22 protein-coding genes are annotated in these 19874 nt (G+C 41.8%); 4 read left to right on the forward strand and 18 right to left on the reverse strand.

The annotated features are described in order from the left end of the window. Window positions 1-130 precede the first annotated feature (130 nt). From JOC83_RS05710 to JOC83_RS05730, 5 genes are read right to left on the reverse strand one after another with little or no spacing between them, the layout of a single operon-like run. Window positions 131-829, reverse strand: coding sequence for an N-acetylmuramoyl-L-alanine amidase (locus JOC83_RS05710; RefSeq protein WP_205185139.1), 699 nt, complete (start codon window positions 827-829; stop codon window positions 131-133). After that, window positions 810-2120: a replicative DNA helicase gene (gene dnaB / locus JOC83_RS05715; RefSeq protein ID WP_205185142.1), complete on the reverse strand. Its 1311-nt coding sequence runs from the start codon at window positions 2118-2120 to the stop codon at window positions 810-812. Before dnaB ends, JOC83_RS05710 begins: the two co-directional genes overlap by 20 nt. Beyond that, complete coding sequence (locus JOC83_RS05720) at window positions 2117-2479, reverse strand: replicative helicase loader/inhibitor (RefSeq protein ID WP_205185146.1); 363 nt, start codon at window positions 2477-2479, stop codon at window positions 2117-2119. Before JOC83_RS05720 ends, dnaB begins: the two co-directional genes overlap by 4 nt. After that, on the reverse strand, window positions 2469-3536 hold the full coding sequence (locus JOC83_RS05725; protein ID WP_205185149.1) for a hypothetical protein: 1068 nt from the start codon (window positions 3534-3536) through the stop codon (window positions 2469-2471). The genes JOC83_RS05720 and JOC83_RS05725 overlap by 11 nt, the downstream gene beginning before the upstream one ends. 21 nt (window positions 3537-3557) lie before the next feature. Further along, the gene (locus tag JOC83_RS05730) at window positions 3558-4157 is read right to left on the reverse strand and encodes a sigma-70 family RNA polymerase sigma factor (protein WP_338038873.1); all 600 of its coding nucleotides are present in this window, start codon (window positions 4155-4157) and stop codon (window positions 3558-3560) included. Window positions 4158-4490: 333 nt separating this feature from the next. Here JOC83_RS05730 and JOC83_RS05735 point away from each other — a divergent pair, with 333 nt between their 5' ends. Continuing rightward, entirely contained in the window at window positions 4491-5123 is a 633-nt protein-coding gene (locus tag JOC83_RS05735) for an HNH endonuclease family protein (protein ID WP_205185154.1), read from the forward strand. Between the two features lie 78 nt (window positions 5124-5201). Next, window positions 5202-5447, forward strand: coding sequence for a hypothetical protein (locus JOC83_RS05740; protein ID WP_205185157.1), 246 nt, complete (start codon window positions 5202-5204; stop codon window positions 5445-5447). Window positions 5448-5560: 113 nt separating this feature from the next. Here JOC83_RS05740 and JOC83_RS05745 read toward each other — a convergent pair whose 3' ends face one another. The 10 genes from JOC83_RS05745 to JOC83_RS05785 form a co-directional block, all read right to left on the reverse strand. Next, window positions 5561-6358 carry a phosphotransferase gene (locus JOC83_RS05745; protein WP_205185160.1) on the reverse strand — a complete coding sequence of 266 codons (798 nt, stop codon included), beginning with the start codon at window positions 6356-6358 and terminating at the stop codon, window positions 5561-5563. A gap of 399 nt (window positions 6359-6757) precedes the next feature. Beyond that, on the reverse strand, window positions 6758-8884 hold the full coding sequence (locus tag JOC83_RS05750) for an SA1320 family protein (RefSeq protein ID WP_205185164.1): 2127 nt from the start codon (window positions 8882-8884) through the stop codon (window positions 6758-6760). 15 nt (window positions 8885-8899) lie between these two features. Next, window positions 8900-9835 (reverse strand): DUF1672 family protein, encoded by a 936-nt coding sequence (locus JOC83_RS05755; RefSeq protein WP_205185167.1) that lies wholly within the window; start codon window positions 9833-9835, stop codon window positions 8900-8902. Window positions 9836-10044: 209 nt separating this feature from the next. After that, window positions 10045-10971 carry a DUF1672 family protein gene (locus JOC83_RS05760; RefSeq protein WP_205185169.1) on the reverse strand — a complete coding sequence of 309 codons (927 nt, stop codon included), beginning with the start codon at window positions 10969-10971 and terminating at the stop codon, window positions 10045-10047. 68 nt (window positions 10972-11039) lie between these two features. Continuing rightward, window positions 11040-11162 carry a hypothetical protein gene (locus JOC83_RS20170; protein WP_275580414.1) on the reverse strand — a complete coding sequence of 41 codons (123 nt, stop codon included), beginning with the start codon at window positions 11160-11162 and terminating at the stop codon, window positions 11040-11042. A gap of 13 nt (window positions 11163-11175) precedes the next feature. Beyond that, complete coding sequence (locus JOC83_RS05765; protein WP_205185172.1) at window positions 11176-12096, reverse strand: DUF1672 family protein; 921 nt, start codon at window positions 12094-12096, stop codon at window positions 11176-11178. A gap of 277 nt (window positions 12097-12373) precedes the next feature. Further along, complete coding sequence (locus tag JOC83_RS05770) at window positions 12374-12937, reverse strand: hypothetical protein (protein ID WP_205185175.1); 564 nt, start codon at window positions 12935-12937, stop codon at window positions 12374-12376. Continuing rightward, window positions 12934-13317, reverse strand: a complete 384-nt coding sequence (locus JOC83_RS05775) for a hypothetical protein (protein WP_205185178.1) — start codon at window positions 13315-13317, stop codon at window positions 12934-12936. The genes JOC83_RS05770 and JOC83_RS05775 overlap by 4 nt, the downstream gene beginning before the upstream one ends. A 198-nt stretch (window positions 13318-13515) precedes the next feature. Next, the gene (locus tag JOC83_RS05780) at window positions 13516-14607 is read right to left on the reverse strand and encodes a DUF1648 domain-containing protein (RefSeq protein WP_239583379.1); all 1092 of its coding nucleotides are present in this window, start codon (window positions 14605-14607) and stop codon (window positions 13516-13518) included. A 3-nt stretch (window positions 14608-14610) separates the two neighbouring features. Next, window positions 14611-14994, reverse strand: a complete 384-nt coding sequence (locus JOC83_RS05785) for a GntR family transcriptional regulator (protein WP_205185181.1) — start codon at window positions 14992-14994, stop codon at window positions 14611-14613. Between the two features lie 231 nt (window positions 14995-15225). On the opposite strand from JOC83_RS05785, the gene JOC83_RS05790 reads away from it, so the two are divergent. Continuing rightward, window positions 15226-16218: a Gfo/Idh/MocA family protein gene (locus JOC83_RS05790; protein WP_205185184.1), complete on the forward strand. Its 993-nt coding sequence runs from the start codon at window positions 15226-15228 to the stop codon at window positions 16216-16218. An 87-nt stretch (window positions 16219-16305) separates the two neighbouring features. Next, window positions 16306-16734: a hypothetical protein gene (locus JOC83_RS05795; RefSeq protein WP_205185188.1), complete on the forward strand. Its 429-nt coding sequence runs from the start codon at window positions 16306-16308 to the stop codon at window positions 16732-16734. Window positions 16735-16789: 55 nt separating this feature from the next. Here the strand turns inward: JOC83_RS05795 and JOC83_RS05800 are convergent, their stop codons facing one another. The 3 genes from JOC83_RS05800 to JOC83_RS05810 form a co-directional block, all read right to left on the reverse strand. Beyond that, the gene (locus tag JOC83_RS05800; RefSeq protein WP_239583380.1) at window positions 16790-17239 is read right to left on the reverse strand and encodes a GNAT family N-acetyltransferase; all 450 of its coding nucleotides are present in this window, start codon (window positions 17237-17239) and stop codon (window positions 16790-16792) included. A gap of 95 nt (window positions 17240-17334) precedes the next feature. Next, window positions 17335-18465 (reverse strand): Gfo/Idh/MocA family oxidoreductase, encoded by a 1131-nt coding sequence (locus JOC83_RS05805; protein ID WP_205185191.1) that lies wholly within the window; start codon window positions 18463-18465, stop codon window positions 17335-17337. 43 nt (window positions 18466-18508) lie between these two features. Continuing rightward, entirely contained in the window at window positions 18509-19759 is a 1251-nt protein-coding gene (locus tag JOC83_RS05810; protein WP_205185194.1) for an MFS transporter, read from the reverse strand. Window positions 19760-19874 lie beyond the last annotated feature (115 nt).

The following is a 19874-nucleotide window of genomic DNA, read 5'->3' on the forward strand; positions in this document are numbered from 1 at the left end:
GTTATCTATCTCTTCACACGCTATTCTTTTCTTTCAACTAATACCATAGCACCAGAGATAGACTATTTTTGGTAAATCTAAAAACAAAACAAAAAAGCTACGTCAAACCTGTCGTTTGACGTAGCTTTTTTTATTTGTTTAAGGCGCGGTACATCATAACAATTCCTTGTGCTCTCGTTAAGGGCTTGTGAAGCTGTTCGCCGTTTGAGATACCTTGTGCTTTCGCCCATTGAATGGCTTTTTCTTGTTCGGTGTCGTGTGAGGAAGGGAGTTGTTGTGCGCTTAAAAATGTCGCAATGGCGGTGGCGTGAGCTTGTCCGATCGCTTGAATGAAGGTGTGCTGCTTTAGTAGGTCGCTGTCATCTAGTCCATCGATGAACAAGTTTTCGGTAAGAAGCGCGGGCATCTTCGTCCCTCGCAGCACGGCAAAGTTGGCGTTCTTTTTGCCTCGGTCCTTGATCATCGCAAAGGTTCGCATTTTGTTGAGGACTTCTTCGTGAACGATGTGTTGAAGCGCGGTTGTTTTTGGTGAGCTACTTGGGTGAATGTAGGATTCAAAGCCTTTGCCTCCTCCGGCGTTAATGTGCGGGGATATAAATACGTCGGCTTGCCACTCGTTGGCAACGTCGCACCGTTTTTGAAGCGTCATCGTGGCGCTGTTTAGTGGAATGAAGTCGGTGAGGAGCTTAGCTTGAATCATTGGGTAGGATTTGAGCGTTTCTTTTATAAATTGAGCAATTGTAAGCGAAAGGTTCGCTTCTTTCATGCCGTTTGCGACCGCTCCTGGATCTCCGTAATTGTGGGGTACATCAAGAAATACTTTTTTCATGGTTTTCCTTCCCTTCTTTTTTTGATTTCCGATCAAAAAACTGGCCGTATTCTTTTTTGAACGTCATGTGAATGGTGCCAACAGGTCCGTTTCGTTGCTTAGAGACAATGAGCTCGGTTTCGTCTTTGTGGTCGCTGTCACGGTTGTAGTAGTCATCTCGGTAAAGAAACGCAACAACATCAGCGTCTTGTTCAATATCGCCTGAGTCACGAATATCGGATAGATGTGGGCGTTTGTCCTGTCGCTGCTCGACCCCACGGTTAAGCTGAGACAGCAGCACAATCGGTACGTTGTATTCACGCGCAAATTCTTTTAGCTTCTTTGTTATCGAGCCAATGGCTAAGTCGTGACGCTCGAATTTTCCAACAGGCTTCATGAGCTGAAGGTAGTCAATCACAAAGAGATGAGGCTGATCGGGATGTTCCCTCATCGCTTTTCGAATCGCCGCTCGAATATCAAACACCGTTTGTGCTGGTCGGTCATAAATATGAATGTCCCACGCTTCAATTTCTCCGATTGCTTTGGCCATTCGCTCATGATCATCGGCTGTGAACGTTTCGTACGGCTGACGCCACTTTGCTCCGTTTACACGTGCCGTTGCCGAAAGCATTCTCTTCATGAGAGACACATCGCTCATTTCACAAGAGAAAATGGTCGTCACCCCTCCTGTCTGACAATGACTGCGCGACAGCTGAAGAGCAAAGGCGGTTTTCCCCATTGACGGTCGTGCGCCAATCACGACAAGATCTCCTTTTTGAAGGCCACCTGTTAATTTATTCAAAGCAGCGATGCCCGTATCAATTCCGGTTAGTCCGTATGTGGGAGTCGATATGTCGTGGAAGACTTCTTGAAAGATTTCCTGTTTGGAGCGATTTGAAGCTGCTTTTCCGTCTTGCAGCTCGGCAAGCTGTTGATAGACGGTGCGAATTTGGTCTTCGTCGGTCAGAGAGGATAACACGTTTCCGATTTTATTCGTTTCTCGTATCACGTACGCTTCTTTTACTTTTTGTTCGTAAAAGGAAAAGTTAGATGTTGATGGAACCGAGTCTACAAGCTTCGTTAAAAACGATACCCCACCGATTTGCTCCATGACGTCGTTTAGTTCCGTCACAACGGTGATGACGTCAATGCGATCTCCTTTGTCGTCAAGGTCGCGAAAGCTTTTAAACAGCACTTGATGAATGGTCGTGGAGAACTGTTCTGGCTGAAGGGTACATTGAGCAATGAGGTCTCCTTCTAATAGGATAGACCCAAGAATCGCATGCTCGGCTTCGATATAGGCGTAGGTCATTGATTCTTCTCCTTTTGTAGGTAGGCGTATTTTTGTTGAAGGTGAGGAGGCAAGTAGTCAAAAAACTGTTTGATGCTGCCAGCCTGTCTCTCGGCTTTGACTTCTTCTTCCCATCGCTTCATCGTCGAGACGATGTCCGCTTCGGTCACTTCCTTGGCGGCAATGTCAGCGATTTGAGGAGGAAACGATTGATGCTGAATATAACGATCAACGTTTTGACTAACAGGAGCGTATGGCATCGAGCGGAGGTGCTGCATCCAGATTTTCAATCGTGCTTTTCCGTCCTCTCCTTCCACTTTAAATCCATCGTACATCACTGCAATTTTTGAAATGATTTCATAGGCTTGTTCAGGCGTCATACGTGGATTCTCCAATCTCAATGTGATGTTCTTTCGCATATTCCAGTAACAGATGTGTTCTTGATTTTGGGGCCGCGTTTTTCCGCGTAACCTTCGAACGAACGACGCGCTCAATGTACGCAAACGCATAAATCGTCCCTTCTTTTCGATTATCAAACAAGTCGTTAATCGTAAAAAGCAGCTCGTCTACCTCCATCCCTAATTCCACGGTTCGTTGAATGGATTCAGCATCGTTTTGTGACAACGTAGAGCCTTGATTTCGTCTTGTGAGATACAGCTTTACCACTTGCCTCATGTCATCTAAGCTGTCTTCGATCTTTAAAGAAGAAGAAGATGAAGATAATGAAGAAGCATTCTTTTTTATTTTATTATTCTTGATAGATAGGGATTTATTGTCATCATTGGGGAAATTCGGTGAAGATTCAGCTTCGGTCTTTGTAGGCTGTGGGTGCTCGGAGTGCTTACTGGTACGGAGTTTTTTGCTGTTCTTTTGAGCTGAATACCGTGTTTGGTGATCATGAAGAAGAGGCGTTGTCAGCGGCTTGTCATCACGTTGACTTTCTTTGTCAGCTGTTTGACATGCTTTGTCGTGGCTTTGACTTTCTTTGTCACTTGCTTGATGTGGTTTGTCATCTCTTTGATGTTCTTTGTTACTTGCTTGATGTGGTTTGTCAGTCGTTTGCTGATTCTGTACATGTTCCCACTCTGCTTCTTCGTCGTACGCTTCTACTACAAGTGGATCGTGTACTTTTACGATGGAGTGTGTTTTTGTAGTTGAAATGGTGACGTAGTTTAACGCTTCTAATTGCTGTAGCCACCTCCAAATGGTACGAGCCGGCGTATTTTTTGTTAAGCCTCGGTTGTAGGCTTCAGTCATTTCACTGCCGGTTGTCATAAACTCGCCTTCTTTTAATTGAATGCGCTTCATCCCAACGACAACGGACGTTTTCTTTTGCACAACCGAAGAGAGACAAATCATCCAGAGTCTAAACAGATGCTGCTGATTAAACAGCATGTTTTCTTTTAATAACTGCGTCACTTTCATCCAGTTCTCCAAGTGCTTCACCTCTTGTTTCATTTACGAGTTTGATTGCTGCTTTTCATAGAAAACACGGAGCTTCGTTTTAGCTCGCTTCGCCCAGTCTTTGACCGTTTGATAGCTAACGCCACACTCGTCGGCAATTTCTTTCATCGAATAGCCTTCAATCATATAGCGCTTCACATAGATTTTTTCTCGATTGGATAATGTGTTATAGGCTTCAAGGAGTGATGTTTCTTCGATCATGGGGGCAGACTCGACTTGAATTTCTTGTATGCGATCAGATTCTGTGAACAATGGCTCACGCTCTTGGCGTAGGATGACTTTTTTCAGGTGGGTAAGTAAATGTCCACGTACCATCGTATAGGCGTACGTGCTAAATTCACCTTGTGTGGGATCATACTTTTTGTACGCTTCCCACAAGCCAATGACACCAACTTGATAGAATTCATCGTAGTCTTTGTAGATACATAGTTTTTTGAGCTGAGATTTAATGAGTGGATCAAACATGTGAACGATTTCCTCAAAGGAGGGAGTATGGGGGGGAATCGGCAATGAGGGTCCTTTCCAAAAAGGCGCCTTTTCGAGGGTTTTTCCGCGGTTACCTAAAAAATAACAAAAAAAAAAAAAATATGTCAATTCTTTTCTGCTATTTTTTCACATATAAAGTTCACTCGTTCATGCTTACTTATTTTAGGTAAACAATCCATCTGTTGTCACAATTCATTGTAAAGAATATAAGAACGATTTTGTTACTTTTGTACTATAGTTTTTTTACATCATTTTAACTTGTTAAAATATTCCCTCTTATACTATCATTTTAGTAGAAGCATTGAATTTATTACCACATTTGGAAATGTATTTGACGTGCAGTGCCCTATTTTGCCTTACGTGTCATCTTTCTCTTTTATTAGCATCTTTGTTTTCGCATCGATGTTGATATACAAAAAAATACATATAGGAGGCATTTTTATGCTGAAGAAATCCATGTTGGTTGTTTTTGCGTTCATTCTGTCGTTTACTGCTTTTCTTTATGACCTCCCAACGGCTTCTGCACTTCCGCCTGGGACACCATCAAAGTCGACTGCTCAGTCGCAGCTAAACTCGTTAACGGTAAAATCTGAAGGCTCCATGAGTGGGTATTCAAGAGATTTATTCTCTCACTGGAGCAGCCAAGGCAACGGCTGTGACACACGTCAAATCGTCTTACAGCGCGATGCAGACTACTATAGCGGAAATTGCCCTGTTACGTCTGGCAAGTGGTATAGCTATTATGATGGTGTGACGCTGTACTCGCCTTCTGACCTTGATATTGATCACGTCGTTCCTTTAGCGGAAGCATGGCGTTCAGGTGCTAACACTTGGACAACAGAACAACGCAAGCAGTTCGCTAATGATTTAAATGGTCCACAGCTTATTGCCGTAACAGCAAGCTCGAACCGATCAAAGGGTGACCAAGATCCATCCACATGGAAGCCAACACGTTCTGGGGCACACTGTGCGTATGCAAAATGGTGGATTAACACAAAATACACATGGGATTTACATCTTCAATCATCAGAGAAAACGGCACTACAAGGCATGCTGAATAGCTGCTCATACTAATTCCATTTCTGCGCTGCGTGTATGGATATCCTTCGTACGCGCAGCGCCATCATTTTATCTCAGAAAGGAGTTCTTCTCATGAAACAAACATCCTCTATCTTTACCGCGACACACGGTGTCATGACAGCCGAGGTTGGCGTCATTAGTGGAGAGCTCGAATTGCGTACAACTTGTGATGACGACGGCGTTCTTACACTTGCGATTACCTATGTCGGTGCAGCGGAATGGTACAGCCTCCCGGGTGAGGAATACCGCCTTCATGACCTTCGTGACCACGAGGTTGTTCATCGTATGCTTGTGAATGTGTTAGCGCGACCTCATTGAGATGAATGTCATTTCACTTCAACGTACGAGCCTTCACACCCAGCATTTTTATTTGATTCTGTTACATAAAAAAAAGACCATCTAAAGATGGTCTTCTCTTTTACTACCGTACGCTACACCCACTCTTTTCCGTGCTCACGAATGAATTGAAGCTCCTTTTGATAATGCTCGAAATGACCTTCCTCTATCATTTTTTGAAACGCTGCATCGCCTTCTTCGGCTTTTCGTTTCATCGTTTTACATAGCGCTTCTACGCGTAGCAAGACCATCTCTAAAAACCCGCTTTCGATTCCTTCCATCCCATAGGACTCAAAAAACAAGTGAACTCTTTGTTTAATACGAGCGGCATCCTTTCCTGCGTCATAATAAACAGCCGCACCTGCTTCCGTATGATAAAGTCGACTGAGCGGAACGCATGTGTAAAGCGTATAGACGATGTCCCAAAGTCTTGGACCAGGCGCAGCAAGATCAAAGTCAATAATACCGACTGGCTGTTGATTCTTAAAAATAATGTTATAAATAGCAAAATCATTGTGACAGATAACCTCTCTGTTATCAGGCGTATTGTCTAGTGATTTCCACTCTTTTGTGAAAGGAAAATCACTCACAGCATCATGATAAAGACGAAGCATTTTCGCTATGTCTTTTAACGCATCATTTGACCACATGTATGCTTTTAAAGGATAATGCCCCGCTTCTCCTTCAATAAACGATAAGATCTCTCTCTTTTTTTCATCCACACCTAAAAACTTCGGTGCATACGCAAACCCTTTACGCTCTAAATGCTGCAACAATCTATGAATGTTCACACTATCAGGCTTTACCTCTCGTCGAACCGTATCTCCCGATCGATAGACGTTTGACACATTTCCACCTGTTAGCACTTCTTCGTTTTCGTACTGACTTGTCATAAAAATTCCCCCTATGTAGGGACGCAATGATTGTGTCAATGGAGATGTTTTACCCCATAAATAAAAAGCAGATAAACAAAGGTATCTGCCTGGCAATGGGAATCGAATTGTCCACACCATGTATCCCTTGAATGATTTAAGATCGACAACGAAACGGACCCTTACACATCAAGGACCGCAACTGTCACTATCCAATTTACTCATCAGTTCAAGGTATTCCACATATGAATAGATTCCCCTTTCTTTACATCTCCAACTTCCACACTACCAAAAATTACTAGTGAAAACAAGGAAGGTTGATTTTGTGTGTCAATTATTCTACTTTTTTTGAGGGAGCGGGCTGTTGGTTTCATGAAATCATAGCAAACTCAACAAAACCGAGCTAGTAGTATAGCTCGGTTACTTCATCGTCCCACGATCAACCTGTTCATATAGAATCCCCATGTTGTTTTTCACCTTTTTTGATACGTCACACAATGCGTCAATGGCTTCTGCTTGATGATCTCCTAGTTGATACACGACATCATCAAACAGCATTTCCATTTCTCGTAAAATCGCAATCGATGCGACGTTATAGAGATGAACGTTCTGATAGCCGCTGTTGTTAAAAAGAGCCGTCTCAACGTAAGGTCTAAAGTTATCAAGTAATGTTGGATAGCCAACCATGAGCTGACTCAATCCTTTTTCGATTCCTTCAATCGTCCCCGCCAGTTCATCTAACGGCTCAAGTGCGTTGGCAACGGCACTTTTGATTTTATCATCGTAGTCTGAAAACAAGCTAACTAGCTGACCAGGAACGGTGTAGTTCAACGCGAAGCTTGTGGCTCCTTTAATCGTGGTCGACAGCAGTTCGAGTGTCGTTCCCGTGCTCCACATGATTTGACGTCCCTTCTCCAAAATCGGAAGAAGAAGTCCATGCGTAGAGACGGTAAAAGCGGTATAGGCTGTATCCATTTGAACGTCTTTTATCTTCATCCTTACCTCCATATAAGGAGAGGCTTCTAATTGATACGTATTGGTTTCTTGAACAGATATTTCATTCAACTGAGAGGATTTCGTTTGAATCGATTGTCCTAATGTGTGGTCTCGCTCATGAAAAGTAGCCGCCACATCCTTCACTTGTTTCTCATATTCACGAATATGTGACAGCAGCTTATCTCGATTGTTGTTCACGATGCCATAATGCGCTTTCAACTCACTAACCACCGCATCATACCAAAACTCTTTTCCACCTTGAAACAGTGCCGGAATTTGATCAGAAACAATGGAGGTTAGACTACTTGAAAGGTCTTGAATGTCCGCTCGTAAGTCATACAGAAAGTTACGCACCTCTTGAAATAAGTTTCCGAATAACCCTCCCGCACTTACGTTCCCAAGCAACAAATGTTCAACTAGCTCCACAGGTGGAGAATTTAACATCGCATTTAAGGACTTGGCACGGCTTTCTGCGAGATTAACTAGCAGCACCAAATGATCAATTTCAGCCGTCAGTCGATTACTCATTGACGTAAGGCCCCTAAACAATGGATCACTAATTAGACTGTCAAACATCTCTTCAAACATTTGTTGAAGGCGGGTAAGACGTTCGTAATAGCGACTGGATTCATCGTCAACGATTGCGACAGAGTGTCCGAGGTATTCGTGCGCTACATTCAGCCTCTCCACAACATGTGTTTGCAGCGACGTAGCGAGCAGCTCTAAGTTCTCTTTATTAATCTTGATGCGTTCGGAGTAGCCACCGTAAAGTGGGGCTCCCGTCCAAATGCTCGATACGATATGAGCATCCGCATCAATGTAAATTTTCCCGTACCCAGGCTGCCCAACTTCCCCAACCTCATAATATTGACGACCATCTTTTTCTTTCAAATAACCGGTATGATTCGTGACAACCTGCCCCAATCCTGGAATGCCATTAAAGATTTCATAATGCTTACCGGGAATGCGATGATCCAAATTTAGCGCAATCAACGTCTGAGTAAGCACATCGTAGCTACTAAAATAGTTAGTAACGTTATCATACGTTTTCGCAGGGTCCATCATCCCATCTGGCAAAAGCGCAGGGTTTAGCGTAACGGCTGTCACATCTGGATTTGCGACAGCAACCGCTCCAGCTAGCCCACCACCAAGGGAGTTTCCGGCTACTGACGTAACACCGCCTACACTCGCGTACTTTTCATTCATCTCGCTATAGTAGTCTTGTGCAGCAGTCAATTGATCAAGGGTTAAATCGCTTAATAGCTGGATGTCGGTTAGAATATCTTGGTTTCCATATTTAGCGGATTTGTCAGTGCCTACATACACGATGGAGATTTCTTTTGTGTCTGTGTTTACAATTGTCATCGCATCGAGGCCGGTTGGGTCTTCGTACCGAGTATTAAGTACTCTATATTCATTGTCATTGACATAAAACTTAGTAAATTTAGTAGGGTGTGTATAAGCTTGATATCCAGCAAGTTCGACTAAGTCTTTATCATTATTTATGTTACTAGTTTGATTGATAGGGAGAGTGTCCTCTAATTCATTCAATTTTTACACCTCCTTTTATTCTTTTATAATCTGGTTAGGATAATCTCTTTCTAAGGAGTTTTCTTTAAAACCCTCCGACGTTTCTCTGTGGATTAAATTATCATTTAAAACGAGGCCATAAGCACCTCTTGGAATGTTTGTCATTTTTTCTAGATCTGTTACAACTTGATTAAATATCTCTTCACTAGGCTTCTCTTCCTTATCTTTCATAAATAACTGAATGCCAATAGTTAAATCTTCTGCTGAAAATTCACTGTCATTAAATGCACTTCTTAGCTTTTGGATACTTTCGTCAGGATTACTTATATACAACTCGTATACAGGTTTAATGGCCTCATCATTCTTAGATGTAGATATAAGGTAATAAGGAGTCATAAATCCATGCCCACCAACATTTTGGAGAGCTTCTTTTGTTTTACCAGTCACTTGACCTTCTTCAGTAAGCGATTCAAAGTATTTATCTAGTTGCTGAAACTCTTCTTGAAAAAGCATATGATAGAGTCCACCTTTAATCGCATTCTGTACTTGATAATCATCTACCCAAATTTCATTGACACTGACCTTCTTTTCATCAATTGGCACAACGGCATGTGTATAAAAATGAGGTTCTCCAACAGATTCCACAAATACAGTTGCTCCATCCTTCGCACCCACAACATTATGTACGGTTACATCTGTCTTGTAGTTCTCTTTAAAAAGCTTGATTGCCGCTTTTTCTATTTGATCAAGATTTTCGTTCGCAATTTTATCCGTTTCTTTTCCGTATGGAAGAGCATAGCCTTCACCTGTATAATCCTGCACACTAGCCATCGTGTCTTCAGATGAGGCAGCTTGCGTTTCTTTTCCTTTTTCATCACCTTGCGTGTTATTCGTACGATTCATGTCAGAACATCCTCCAAGCATTAATGAAATTCCTAAACTACAGAGCAACGTTTTTGAGTTAATTTTCATGATTTTCTAAGTCCTCCTTAACAGGAATGAGCGGATCAATATGTATGTATTCATTTTAACGAATAGAGTTATATTTTTACAGATGAAGCGTGAAGAATGATGATTTTCAGGTAAAAAGACTGTGAATAAGCAGGAAGGATTGACTAGGAAAGCTGCAAAAATGTCTGCTTCTTACTAGATGAATATCTGGCATCACATAGTCACCTGCTTTACTTCTTTATAATGTAATCTGGAAAGCCGCGTTTTAATGAATTATCTTTCGCACCTTCAGAGCTTTGTTTATCAACAAAGTTGTCATTTAGCGAAAAGCTGTAGGTGCCTCTAGGTATAGAGTTCATTTCTTCGAGCTCTTTTGTAACTTGATTAAAGATTTCTTCGCTCGGTTTTGCTTCCTTGTCAGCCATAAATAATTGAACATTAACTTTGAGATGTTCAGGATTGAATGAACCCTCTTCATAGGCATTCCTCAAATCCTCTACACTCCTGTTAGGTTTGCTTACATAGAGTTCATAAACTGGTTTAATCGCCTCTTCTTTACTTGTTAAAGCAACAAAATAATAAGGAGTCATAAATCCATGTCCTCCCACATTTTGGAGTGCTTCTTCCGTTTTACCTGTTACTTGACCTTCTTCGACAACCGATTGAAGATAGTCATCCAGTGTTTTAAACTCTTCTTGAAAGATCATATGGTAGAGTCCGCCCTTAATGGCATTTTCTACTTGAAATTCATCTACCCAAATTTCATCACCCTTGACCTTCTTTTCCTTTTCATCAATTGGCACGACCGCATAGGTATAGAAATGCGGCTCACCTTTGGATTCCACAAATACAGTTGCCCCACCTTGAGCTCCGACAACATTATGCACGGTTACATCCGTCTTGTAGTTCTCTTTAAAAAGCTTAATTGCGGCTTTTTCTATTTGATCAAGATTTTCGTTCGCAATTTTATCGGTTTCTTTTCCATATGGAAGGGCGTAGCCTTGCCCTGTATAATCCTGCACACTAGCCATCGTATCTTCAGAAGACGCAGCTTGTGTTTTCTTTCCTTTGTCATCACCTTGATTGATACCAGAACATCCTCCAAGTAGTAGTGAAATCCCTAAACTAAAGAGTACCGTTTTTGAGTTGATTTTCATGATTTTCTCAGTCCTCCTTAACAGGAATAAGTAGATCAACATCTATGCATTTTCTTTAGGCACTAGAGTCATAAGTCTCCCTGTTCTTTTGGATCAGTATAAGCATGGAGAGATTCAAGTCCGACTAACTTTTTATCATTATGAACTGAAATACCTTTAGAGATAGTTGCTGAACCATTACGTGTATTCATCTAGTCACCCGCTTCATTCTTTAATAATATCAGTCGGTAAGTCTAGTGAATCATCTCCCATGCCACTAGCACTCTGTTTATCAATAAAATGATTATTTAACACAACGCTATAAGAACCTTTAGGAATGTCGGTCATTTCTTCAAGGTCTTTTACAATTTGATCAAATAGTTCTTTATTTGGTTTTTCGTTTTCATGAGCCATAAATAATTGGATATTAATGAACAGACTGTCTGGTACGAACAAGCTATCTTCAAACACATTCCTAAGATTCTCTACACTCTCATCAGGATTTTTCATGTAAAGATCATAGACAGGTTTTATAGCCATCTCTTTACTAGCCATTGAAATAAAATAATAAGGCGTCATAAAACCTTGCCCTCCCACATTTTGAAGAGCCTCTTTCGTTTTACCTGTTACTTGACCTTCTTCCGTAAGCGATTCAAAGTATGTATCTAGCTGCTGAAACTCTTCATGAAAAATCATGTGATAAAGTCCGCCTTTAATCGCATTTTCCACTTGAAATTCATCTGCCCAAATTTCATCAGCCTTGACCTTCTTTTCCTTTTCATCAATTGGCACAACGGCATGTGTATAGAAATGCGGCTCACCTTTTGATTCCACAAATACGGTTGCCCCACCTTGAGCTCCGACAACATTATGTACGGTTACATCTGTCTTGTAGTTCTCTTTAAAAAGCTTGATTGCCGCTTTTTCTATTTGATTTCGGTTGGCTTCAGCAATTTTATCGGTTTCTTTTCCATATGGAAGGGCATAGCCTTGCCCTGTATAATCCTGCACACTAATCATCGCGTCTTCAGATGACGCAGCTTGTGTTTCTTTTCCTTTGTCATTACCTTGATTGATGTCAGAACATCCTCCAAGCAGTAGTAAAAGTCCTAAACTAGAGAGTACCGTTTTTGAGTTGATTTTCATGATTTTCTAAGTCCTCCGCGGATCAACATGTATGTATCTATTTTAACGACTAGAGTTATATGTTTACAGATGAAGCGTGAAGAACGGTGCTTTTCAGGTAAAAAGACCGAGGATGGACAGGGAACAATTGACTAATCAATCTTCACTCTTCTATATCCTTATTAGTAGTTGATGAAACCTGAAACGCATCTAAATAATGACCGATTTTATTCCCCACTCACATAAGGACATCAACAAAAAAGAAGAGCCTCATATGAGACTCTTCTTTTCTACCACTCTATTTCTTAAAAATAACCGCGATGATTTCATCCTTTGTCATGCCGCTTTCCACTTCAAAGGTGCCTGGGCGAAGCTCGTTTTCGACGCCTCGGCTTTCAACGTGCTTGTAGAACTTGAAGCCGCTGTCAACAACCTTGGCTTGTTCAAGCACTTTTCCAACGTCAACAGCCGTCATCCCTTTCGTCACGTTAATGAGGGTACGGTAAACGACTTTTTCTTCTGCTTCTTCGGCCGGTTGTTCTTCATTTGGCTTTTTGCTTGCTTCTTCAGCTGGTTGTTCTTCAGTTGGCTTTTTACTCGCTTCTTCAGCTTTCTGCTGTTTAGCTGCTTCTTCTTTTTTTACTTCAGCTAGTTGCTTGTCCCATTCGTCTTGTGTTTTCACGACGAAGCCTTTATCTTCAAGCTTTGCCTTCATGTCTGGGTATGATAGTTGTTCCGGTGTCGCTTCTTTTGTTTCGTTCGTTGTTGCTTCTGAAGAAGGACTGATAAAGTAGACAATGCTCATAGCAGTAGCTGCGACGAGTAGGCCGATCGCAAAGCTGCGTAATGTGTTCGGTGTCATTGTGCAACCATGCCCCTTTCGTCTTGTCTCTTCCCTTCATATGGAGCCAGAATTTGTTCCACTTCTTCTGGTGTGAATTCTTTCATGCGTGCTGAAATGCTTTCATAAGAATAGCCACGCTTGTTCATGTCAATCATATCGCGAAGTACTTTGCGTTCTGGTGAATCTACTTCCAATGCACCAGATTGCTGCGCTGTAATCGCTGCATCTAGTTCAATGGCACGGATGCGGTCCTGCATGTCATTGACTTCTTTTCCAACGGATAATGTGACTTGTTCAAGCTGCTGCTCAATGTGTGTTTTAGCTTTCTTCGTTTTGCCAAAAGATAAAATAAGTAATAATATCGCTACACCAAATAATATGGCAATAAGTACGCCCATGGTAAATCCTCCCTTATCTGTGTATCAATGATCGTATTCATTTTGAATTATACCGTGATACCCTCGGTAATTCGACTCAAAACGACAAAATCAACCGATAGTCCTATCACTATGACAGAAGACCTTATCATTCCCCTTTATGTTTATACCACAAAAGAAGAAAAAGCGCTTGTGTTATCTCAAGCGCTTTTTCTTCTTTTATAAAATGGCCACAATCAAAAGCAACAGTAGAAGTGGACCTAAAATGATGGCGTAGCCTAGCGGTCGGGCAAAGTTTAACGTGAAGCCAACACCAAATCGCTTTTCAACGAAAACCGATGGATCTTGGCGGTTAAAATAAATTAGTCCACCCTTCCAGTAGCGATCATCGTCAATGTTAATCGTATCGCCTTTTCCGTCTTCAATAAGCTCTAGCTCAAAGTCTGAATCTCGTTTGCCTACCTTTATCGCTAAAAACACAGCGCCGATGAACATAAGTATTGAGAACACGAGTGGTACTATGACTAGAACGAGATCACCGATTTGGTCTCCGTAAAGCGTGTTGAATTGTAAAAAGGTAAAAAGAATCGATACTAAGATGGCTGTAAAGAAGAGAAACCAGCTTGAATACTTGCGAAGCTGTAGCTGTCTCGCACGTGATGCCGTAACATTTCTTGCGCTTAGCTTAATACCTGACAGCTTCGTTAGCTCATTTATTCCTAGAAACATCCCATTTAGCACAAGTAAGACCATCGGTAGCGCCAGTACAGAAACATAGCTCTTATCGGTCCACGCATCTGGTTTTCCGTCTGGTCCCCAATGCGTTGGAATTGGATCTGGAAACTGAGCATAGTTGACAACCGAAAAGCCTAGTAAACCAAACGTAATGATTACTGGAATGAGATAAATCACCCATGGCAGCATTTCATCTTTTAATCGTAGATTCAGCTCTGACACACGAACTTGTTTTCGATTTTTAAACCAGCTTTTTTCTTGTTTGAGCTTTGTCACCTTCATATGAAACACAAAGTACAGTGTCAATGAAAGAAAAAGAAGAACAAACGGTAAAAACAGCGCCGCAAGCATGATCGTTTCTTCACGCATAAACCAGATAGCGAGCGCAATGACAATGATTGAGCCACTCAATGTTAGGGCTGCATATGTTTTTTTATAGCGTCGTAGCTCTTCATTTTTCACTTCCTCTACCGGAACCGTCACACCAAATACGACGGTACGCTTCACGATAAATGGAACAATGGTCTGCATCACCACTAAAAATGCCAAACTCACAAATAACAACGTCACATCCATTTTCTATTCCTCCTTTACCTTGATCATGATTGATTGAACAAGAGCTTGAACGTCTTTTTCACTCATCCCAGCAACAAGCGCTTCTACAATAAGCGGACGAAGATCCTGTGAGAGTTCAGCGACTCGTTCTGTCGGTACATCGCCGACATGTCGTTCACAAATAACCGCTCCTGACTTTGGTACAATGCGAATCACACCTTTTCTCTCGAGTTCATGATAGCTTTTATTAACTGTATGCATGTTCACACCCAAATCACCTGCCAATGAACGAACGGATGGAAGGACGTCGCCTGGCTTTACGTCTCCTCGTACAATTCCTTCCATAATACTGTTTCGTACTTGTTCATAAATCGGTATGTTTGATTCTGGCTCAATTTGAATATACAACCGATCACCTCCAAACTGTTCTATACACAGTATAACAATTTTGTTCTATACATAGTATAACAAATCTGTTCTACTTAGTATATAACAAAATTCACTTTTATGTTCCAATGAAAAACGACAATCCTTGTTTATGAAACGTACACGCTCCCCTTTCTTCTCCTCGTTCTAGACACTTATCGTTCAAACGTGCTATGGTAAATTGAAAATGGACACACATAAAAGGAGAACATCATGACAAAACCTTCTGTTTGTTTAATTGGGGCAGGATTTCACGCCTCTACAAATATTTATCCTTCACTTTTGGAAGCGGGTGCAAAAATTCAAGCCGTTGCGACGCGAAGCCTTGAGCGCTCGGCTGATACACTTCGCCGCTTCGGAAGCAACGGAACAGCGTATGATGATTATCAAGCGATGCTTGCGAACGAAGCGTGTGACGGTGTGATTGTTGTCGCGCAGCCTCACGATCAAGTCTCATTAGTCATGGATTGCATCAAGGCGGGGAAAAATGTCTTTGTGGAAAAGCCACTTGGGATGACTGCACAGGAAGCACGTGAGCTAGCGGATGCGGCAAACGAAGCGGGTGTGACGGTCATGGTTGGATTTATGAAGCGTTACGCGCCCGTTTATGAACAGCTAAAAAGCATCATTGATGGTGGAGAGCTTGGAGCGGCTCGTTCATTTGAAGCGCGATTCGCTGTTGATAGCACGCCGTTTTGTAAGGATGACGAAGAGTTTATGAAGTTTGCTGCGATTCATATCGTGGACCTTGTCCGCTTTTTATTTGGAGAAGTAACTGAAATCGCTGGATTCAAAAACAGCAACGGCCCTCACGTTTCTCAAAGCATTTCATTAAAATTTGAAAACGGTGTTGTCGGTACACTTGCGTTTAGCGGAATGACAGCTTGGTCAAGAGAAAGCGAACAGCTTCTTGTGACGTTTGATGATGGCTTCGCTTCAGCTGAAGAAATCACAACGCTAAACATTCATCGCTCTCAAGTTTTTGCGGATTTACCGTGGAAGGCGCTTGGTGAAGCTGATACGGTGTACACACCCTCTGCTTCTCCGATGTCTGGTACGATGCGCGACCTTTATTTACGTGGATTTGTTGGCGAGATGACTCACTTTTTAACGTGCTGCACAAACGGACAACCCCCTCGCTCTAACAGCACAGATAACGTAAAAACGATGACATTGTGTGATGACATTTTACAGGCTTTAACGTAAAAGTGAAAACATTCTTCTCTTCATATGAAACCGTTATGGATGAAGCCACGTACTATAGATATTGATTCAATAGAGGACGTGGACACTATGTATTATTTTTTGCTGTTATTAGGTGCTTTTTTTGTATTGTATGCAGTTGGTTTGTTGAGTTTTATGACTATCAAAAAAATCTTCACCTTACGAATGGTGGGGCAAATGATGACTTCTCTTCTCTTAGGTGTACTCTGTTTGTTCATTACGCTTCCTAGTCTCACATACATGCTCTTAAAGGATTATGATGTCGTTCGTGGAACGTGCACCATTGAGATTGATTCATCAGGACGCTCAGCGATGGCAGACTTTCATTTACTTGATACAGATGAATGGTTCATATTTAATGACATTCCTGAGCTTGATGCATACGGCAAAGCCATCCCCTACTACTGTGAAGTCACGGTCACAAAAGATCACCTGTTTGAAATTGACTACAAGATTTATGATGTGGATTCAAAAAAGCTGTTGGCAACGAAGAAATAGGTAAGCTTTTAAACGAAAGGAAACCCCATTTTAGGGGTTTCCTCTTTTAATTCCATCATTCTTTAAGTAAGTTCTTTTCAAGGATAATTTTATGTCGTCCTTTTTCATCGGTATACGTATCCATAATGTCAAATCCACTTTTTATGTTTAACATTAACATATTACGCCACTTATTCATGGTTTTTGTCTGCACAACCTCATACCCATGATTCCGTACATATTGATGTTGCCTCTCCATCAGAATCGATGCGATGCCTTGCTTTCGATAGCGATCATCAATTCCACCTAACCAGCTATAAAACGTATGTGGATCCAGCTCATACCCGATTTTATATCCAATCACGTTTTTACCATCCATTGCGGTCATAACCAACAAATTTGGTTTACTTGCCATTTTGTTCATTAAATCATCGGAAGCCCCGAAAATGGTTTGATGAAGCTTCAAGATGTCAGCTACTACATTCGCTTCAGGCATGGAAGTGTACGTATGATATTCATAATTCATATGACTTCCCTCCTTCCGATCACTTCTTCCTACGTGGCGGTGTTTCTTTACTACGACCTTCATTCAGTAAGTCATTAAGGATGTAAAGTACACGCTCATGCATGTGGCACTTTCACCCATTTTTGCGTTTTGTTGCTTTCCATGATCGCATCTTTAATGAGCATGCTTTGATGTCCCTCTTCAAATGTAGCAAAATTAGGTTGATCTTTCATTAAGCTTTTTCCATCACGAATAAATGAATAGTAGTGAAGCATCATGTTTTTCAATGCATCCGGCCAGCCTTCGTTATGACCTCCAGGATGATGAATGGATGCTGCCGCTTCAGGAGCAAACAAGGCTGGATCTGCTAAAAGCACTTCATTCGGTTGGTCTCTATGTCCAATCCATAATTTTTCTGGCTCTTCTTGATTCCAGTAGGCGGAGCTTTTACTGCCATTTAGTTCGAAGCACAGTCGATTTTTCCTGCCTGCACTCACTTGAGATACCGTAAATACGCCCTTCATCCCGCTTTCAAATTTTAGCAGAACAGACGCATAATCCTCTGTATCCACTGATACTTCTTTGTACGCGCCATTTTCAAGCGGCTTCTTCCGCACTGGTACGATGGTTGCTAGATCGGCAAAGACCTCCACAATCTTTTCACCCGTTACATATTGAACCGTATCACACCAGTGCGAGCCAATATCGGCTACCGTACGAGAATCTCCGGCTTTGTCTGAATCAAGTCGCCAATTAAAATCGGTGTCATACAGCATCCAGTCTTGAAGATAGCTGCCATGAACAATCGTCAGATTCCCTAACTGCTTTTCTTTTACCATGCTTTCAAGGTTTTGGATAATCGGATATTGCCTATAATTAAAATTTACTCCGTGCACAATCTGACGTTCCTTCGCAAGCTTTAATAGCTCGGCCGACTCTTCACTCGTGAGTGCGAGCGGCTTTTCAGATAACACGTGTTTTCCTGCAAGGATAATCTCTTTGTTTAATTGAAAGTGCAAATGATTCGGTGTACAGTTATGGACCACTTGAATGCTCGGATCTTCAAGCATTTCTTTGTAATCTGTATACGCTTTTGGAATATGAAGACGCAACGCTTTCTCTTCTGCGGCTTGCTTACTACTGTCAGCTAATCCAACGACCTCCACAAAGCCAAGTCGTCGAATCGCCTCTATGTGTGTTGGACCAATAAAACCACTTCCAATAATGCCTACTTTTATTTTCTCCACTTGTCACCGTTCCCTTCTGAATGCATGTTGACATGTTCTTTATTTACGCTTTGTACGTGGCATCCTCTTTTCCTGTATTTATTGGTAATGTTGTCGATTCATTTTTAAATAGCACGAGGAAGATGACACCGACAAGAAAGGCAAAGGCAGCAGGAATCAACCAGAAGGTTTGCCATTGCTCTAACACTTCTTGTCCTTTCCCTGTTACCGTTGAATTGAATAATTGTCCTGATACAAGTGCGCCTACATACATACCAATCCCTTGGGTGAAAAACACGAGCATGCTTTGAGCTTGTCCTTTTATCTTCACGTTTGCTTTTTTCTCTACGTAAATCGAACCGGTCACGAAGAAGAAGTCATAGCAAATCCCATGCAACGCAATGCCAAGCAGTAAGAGTGAAAACAAATCAGTCGGTGCACCTAATCCAAACAAGACGTAACGGAGCGTCCATGCGCCCATCCCGACTAAAAGCATCCACTTGACACCAAGACGTCTAAAGAAAAACGGAATTAGCATCATAAAAAAGATCTCTGACATTTGGCCAATTGTCATGACACCCGCTACATTTTCCACACCCGTTGCGCCTAGAAACGGTGCGGCAAACGAATAATACGCTGCTAAGGGAATGCAAATAAGCATCGAACAAAGGATAAACACTAAGTAATTTCGGTCTTTCATCATCGCAAGTGCATCTAACGCAAGTACATCTCTCATCGATAAAGGCTTTCCTTTATCAGGGGCTGGCGTATGAGGAAGTGTCAGGCTGTACAGTCCTAATAAAAGTGAAGCACCCGCACCGATTTGAAAGATGATCGTACTATTTGAAAACCCAAGCTGCCCAATAAATAAACCAGCTACAATCCACCCGATTGTTCCAAATACCCGAATCGTGGGAAAACTCTTTTCTCCGTTTTCAATGTTTTGAAAGGCCACATTGTTTGTTAAGGCAAGTGTTGGCATAAAGCAAAGCATATACAAAAACAGAATCCATAAAAGAGCGACACCATTTCCAGACGTAATCTGAGATGGCATCAGCAGCAAAAATCCTGCTCCGATAATATGTAGAGACGCTAGCACCTTCTCTGATGGAAAGAAACGATCAACAATCATTCCCATGAAAAACGGAGAAATAATCGCTGCAATCGCCCCCATTGAAAAGAACATCCCAATGATACTTGATAGCCCATACTGAGTTAACACAAGTCCAGCCGTCACATACCAGCTTCCTTGCACAAAGAATTCTAAAAACATCATCACAGACAGCCTTGGAACAACAAACGAACGGTTTTTCATTCTTTAAACACCCCTTTTTTATCGTAAAAAATCAAGTACGGTAAAAGAACGTTAGCATTCTTTGTACCTTTTTAACTCCTGCTATCCCCTTATGTTGTCGCAATCATCACCTCCT

The sequence above is a fragment of the Priestia iocasae genome, from assembly GCF_016909075.1.
GTDB lineage: Bacteria > Bacillota > Bacilli > Bacillales > Bacillaceae_H > Priestia > Priestia iocasae.

Coding starts and splice junctions, on each gene's coding strand:
- JOC83_RS05760 (WP_205185169.1), bottom strand. CDS start 10,971: ATGAAAATCAACTCAAAAACGGTACTCTTTAGTTTAGGGATTTCACTA.
- JOC83_RS05735 (WP_205185154.1), top strand. CDS start 4,491: ATGCTGAAGAAATCCATGTTGGTTGTTTTTGCGTTCATTCTGTCGTTT.
- JOC83_RS05720 (WP_205185146.1), bottom strand. CDS start 2,479: ATGACGCCTGAACAAGCCTATGAAATCATTTCAAAAATTGCAGTGATG.
- dnaB (WP_205185142.1), bottom strand. CDS start 2,120: ATGACCTACGCCTATATCGAAGCCGAGCATGCGATTCTTGGGTCTATC.
- JOC83_RS05775 (WP_205185178.1), bottom strand. CDS start 13,317: ATGGGCGTACTTATTGCCATATTATTTGGTGTAGCGATATTATTACTT.
- JOC83_RS05765 (WP_205185172.1), bottom strand. CDS start 12,096: ATGAAAATCAACTCAAAAACGGTACTCTCTAGTTTAGGACTTTTACTA.
- JOC83_RS05780 (WP_239583379.1), bottom strand. CDS start 14,607: ATGGATGTGACGTTGTTATTTGTGAGTTTGGCATTTTTAGTGGTGATG.
- JOC83_RS05770 (WP_205185175.1), bottom strand. CDS start 12,937: ATGACACCGAACACATTACGCAGCTTTGCGATCGGCCTACTCGTCGCA.
- JOC83_RS05800 (WP_239583380.1), bottom strand. CDS start 17,239: ATGAATTATGAATATCATACGTACACTTCCATGCCTGAAGCGAATGTA.
- JOC83_RS20170 (WP_275580414.1), bottom strand. CDS start 11,162: ATGAATACACGTAATGGTTCAGCAACTATCTCTAAAGGTATTTCAGTT.
- JOC83_RS05710 (WP_205185139.1), bottom strand. CDS start 829: ATGAAAAAAGTATTTCTTGATGTACCCCACAATTACGGAGATCCAGGA.
- JOC83_RS05755 (WP_205185167.1), bottom strand. CDS start 9,835: ATGAAAATTAACTCAAAAACGTTGCTCTGTAGTTTAGGAATTTCATTA.
- JOC83_RS05810 (WP_205185194.1), bottom strand. CDS start 19,759: ATGAAAAACCGTTCGTTTGTTGTTCCAAGGCTGTCTGTGATGATGTTT.
- JOC83_RS05745 (WP_205185160.1), bottom strand. CDS start 6,358: ATGACAAGTCAGTACGAAAACGAAGAAGTGCTAACAGGTGGAAATGTG.
- JOC83_RS05740 (WP_205185157.1), top strand. CDS start 5,202: ATGAAACAAACATCCTCTATCTTTACCGCGACACACGGTGTCATGACA.
- JOC83_RS05790 (WP_205185184.1), top strand. CDS start 15,226: ATGACAAAACCTTCTGTTTGTTTAATTGGGGCAGGATTTCACGCCTCT.
- JOC83_RS05795 (WP_205185188.1), top strand. CDS start 16,306: ATGTATTATTTTTTGCTGTTATTAGGTGCTTTTTTTGTATTGTATGCA.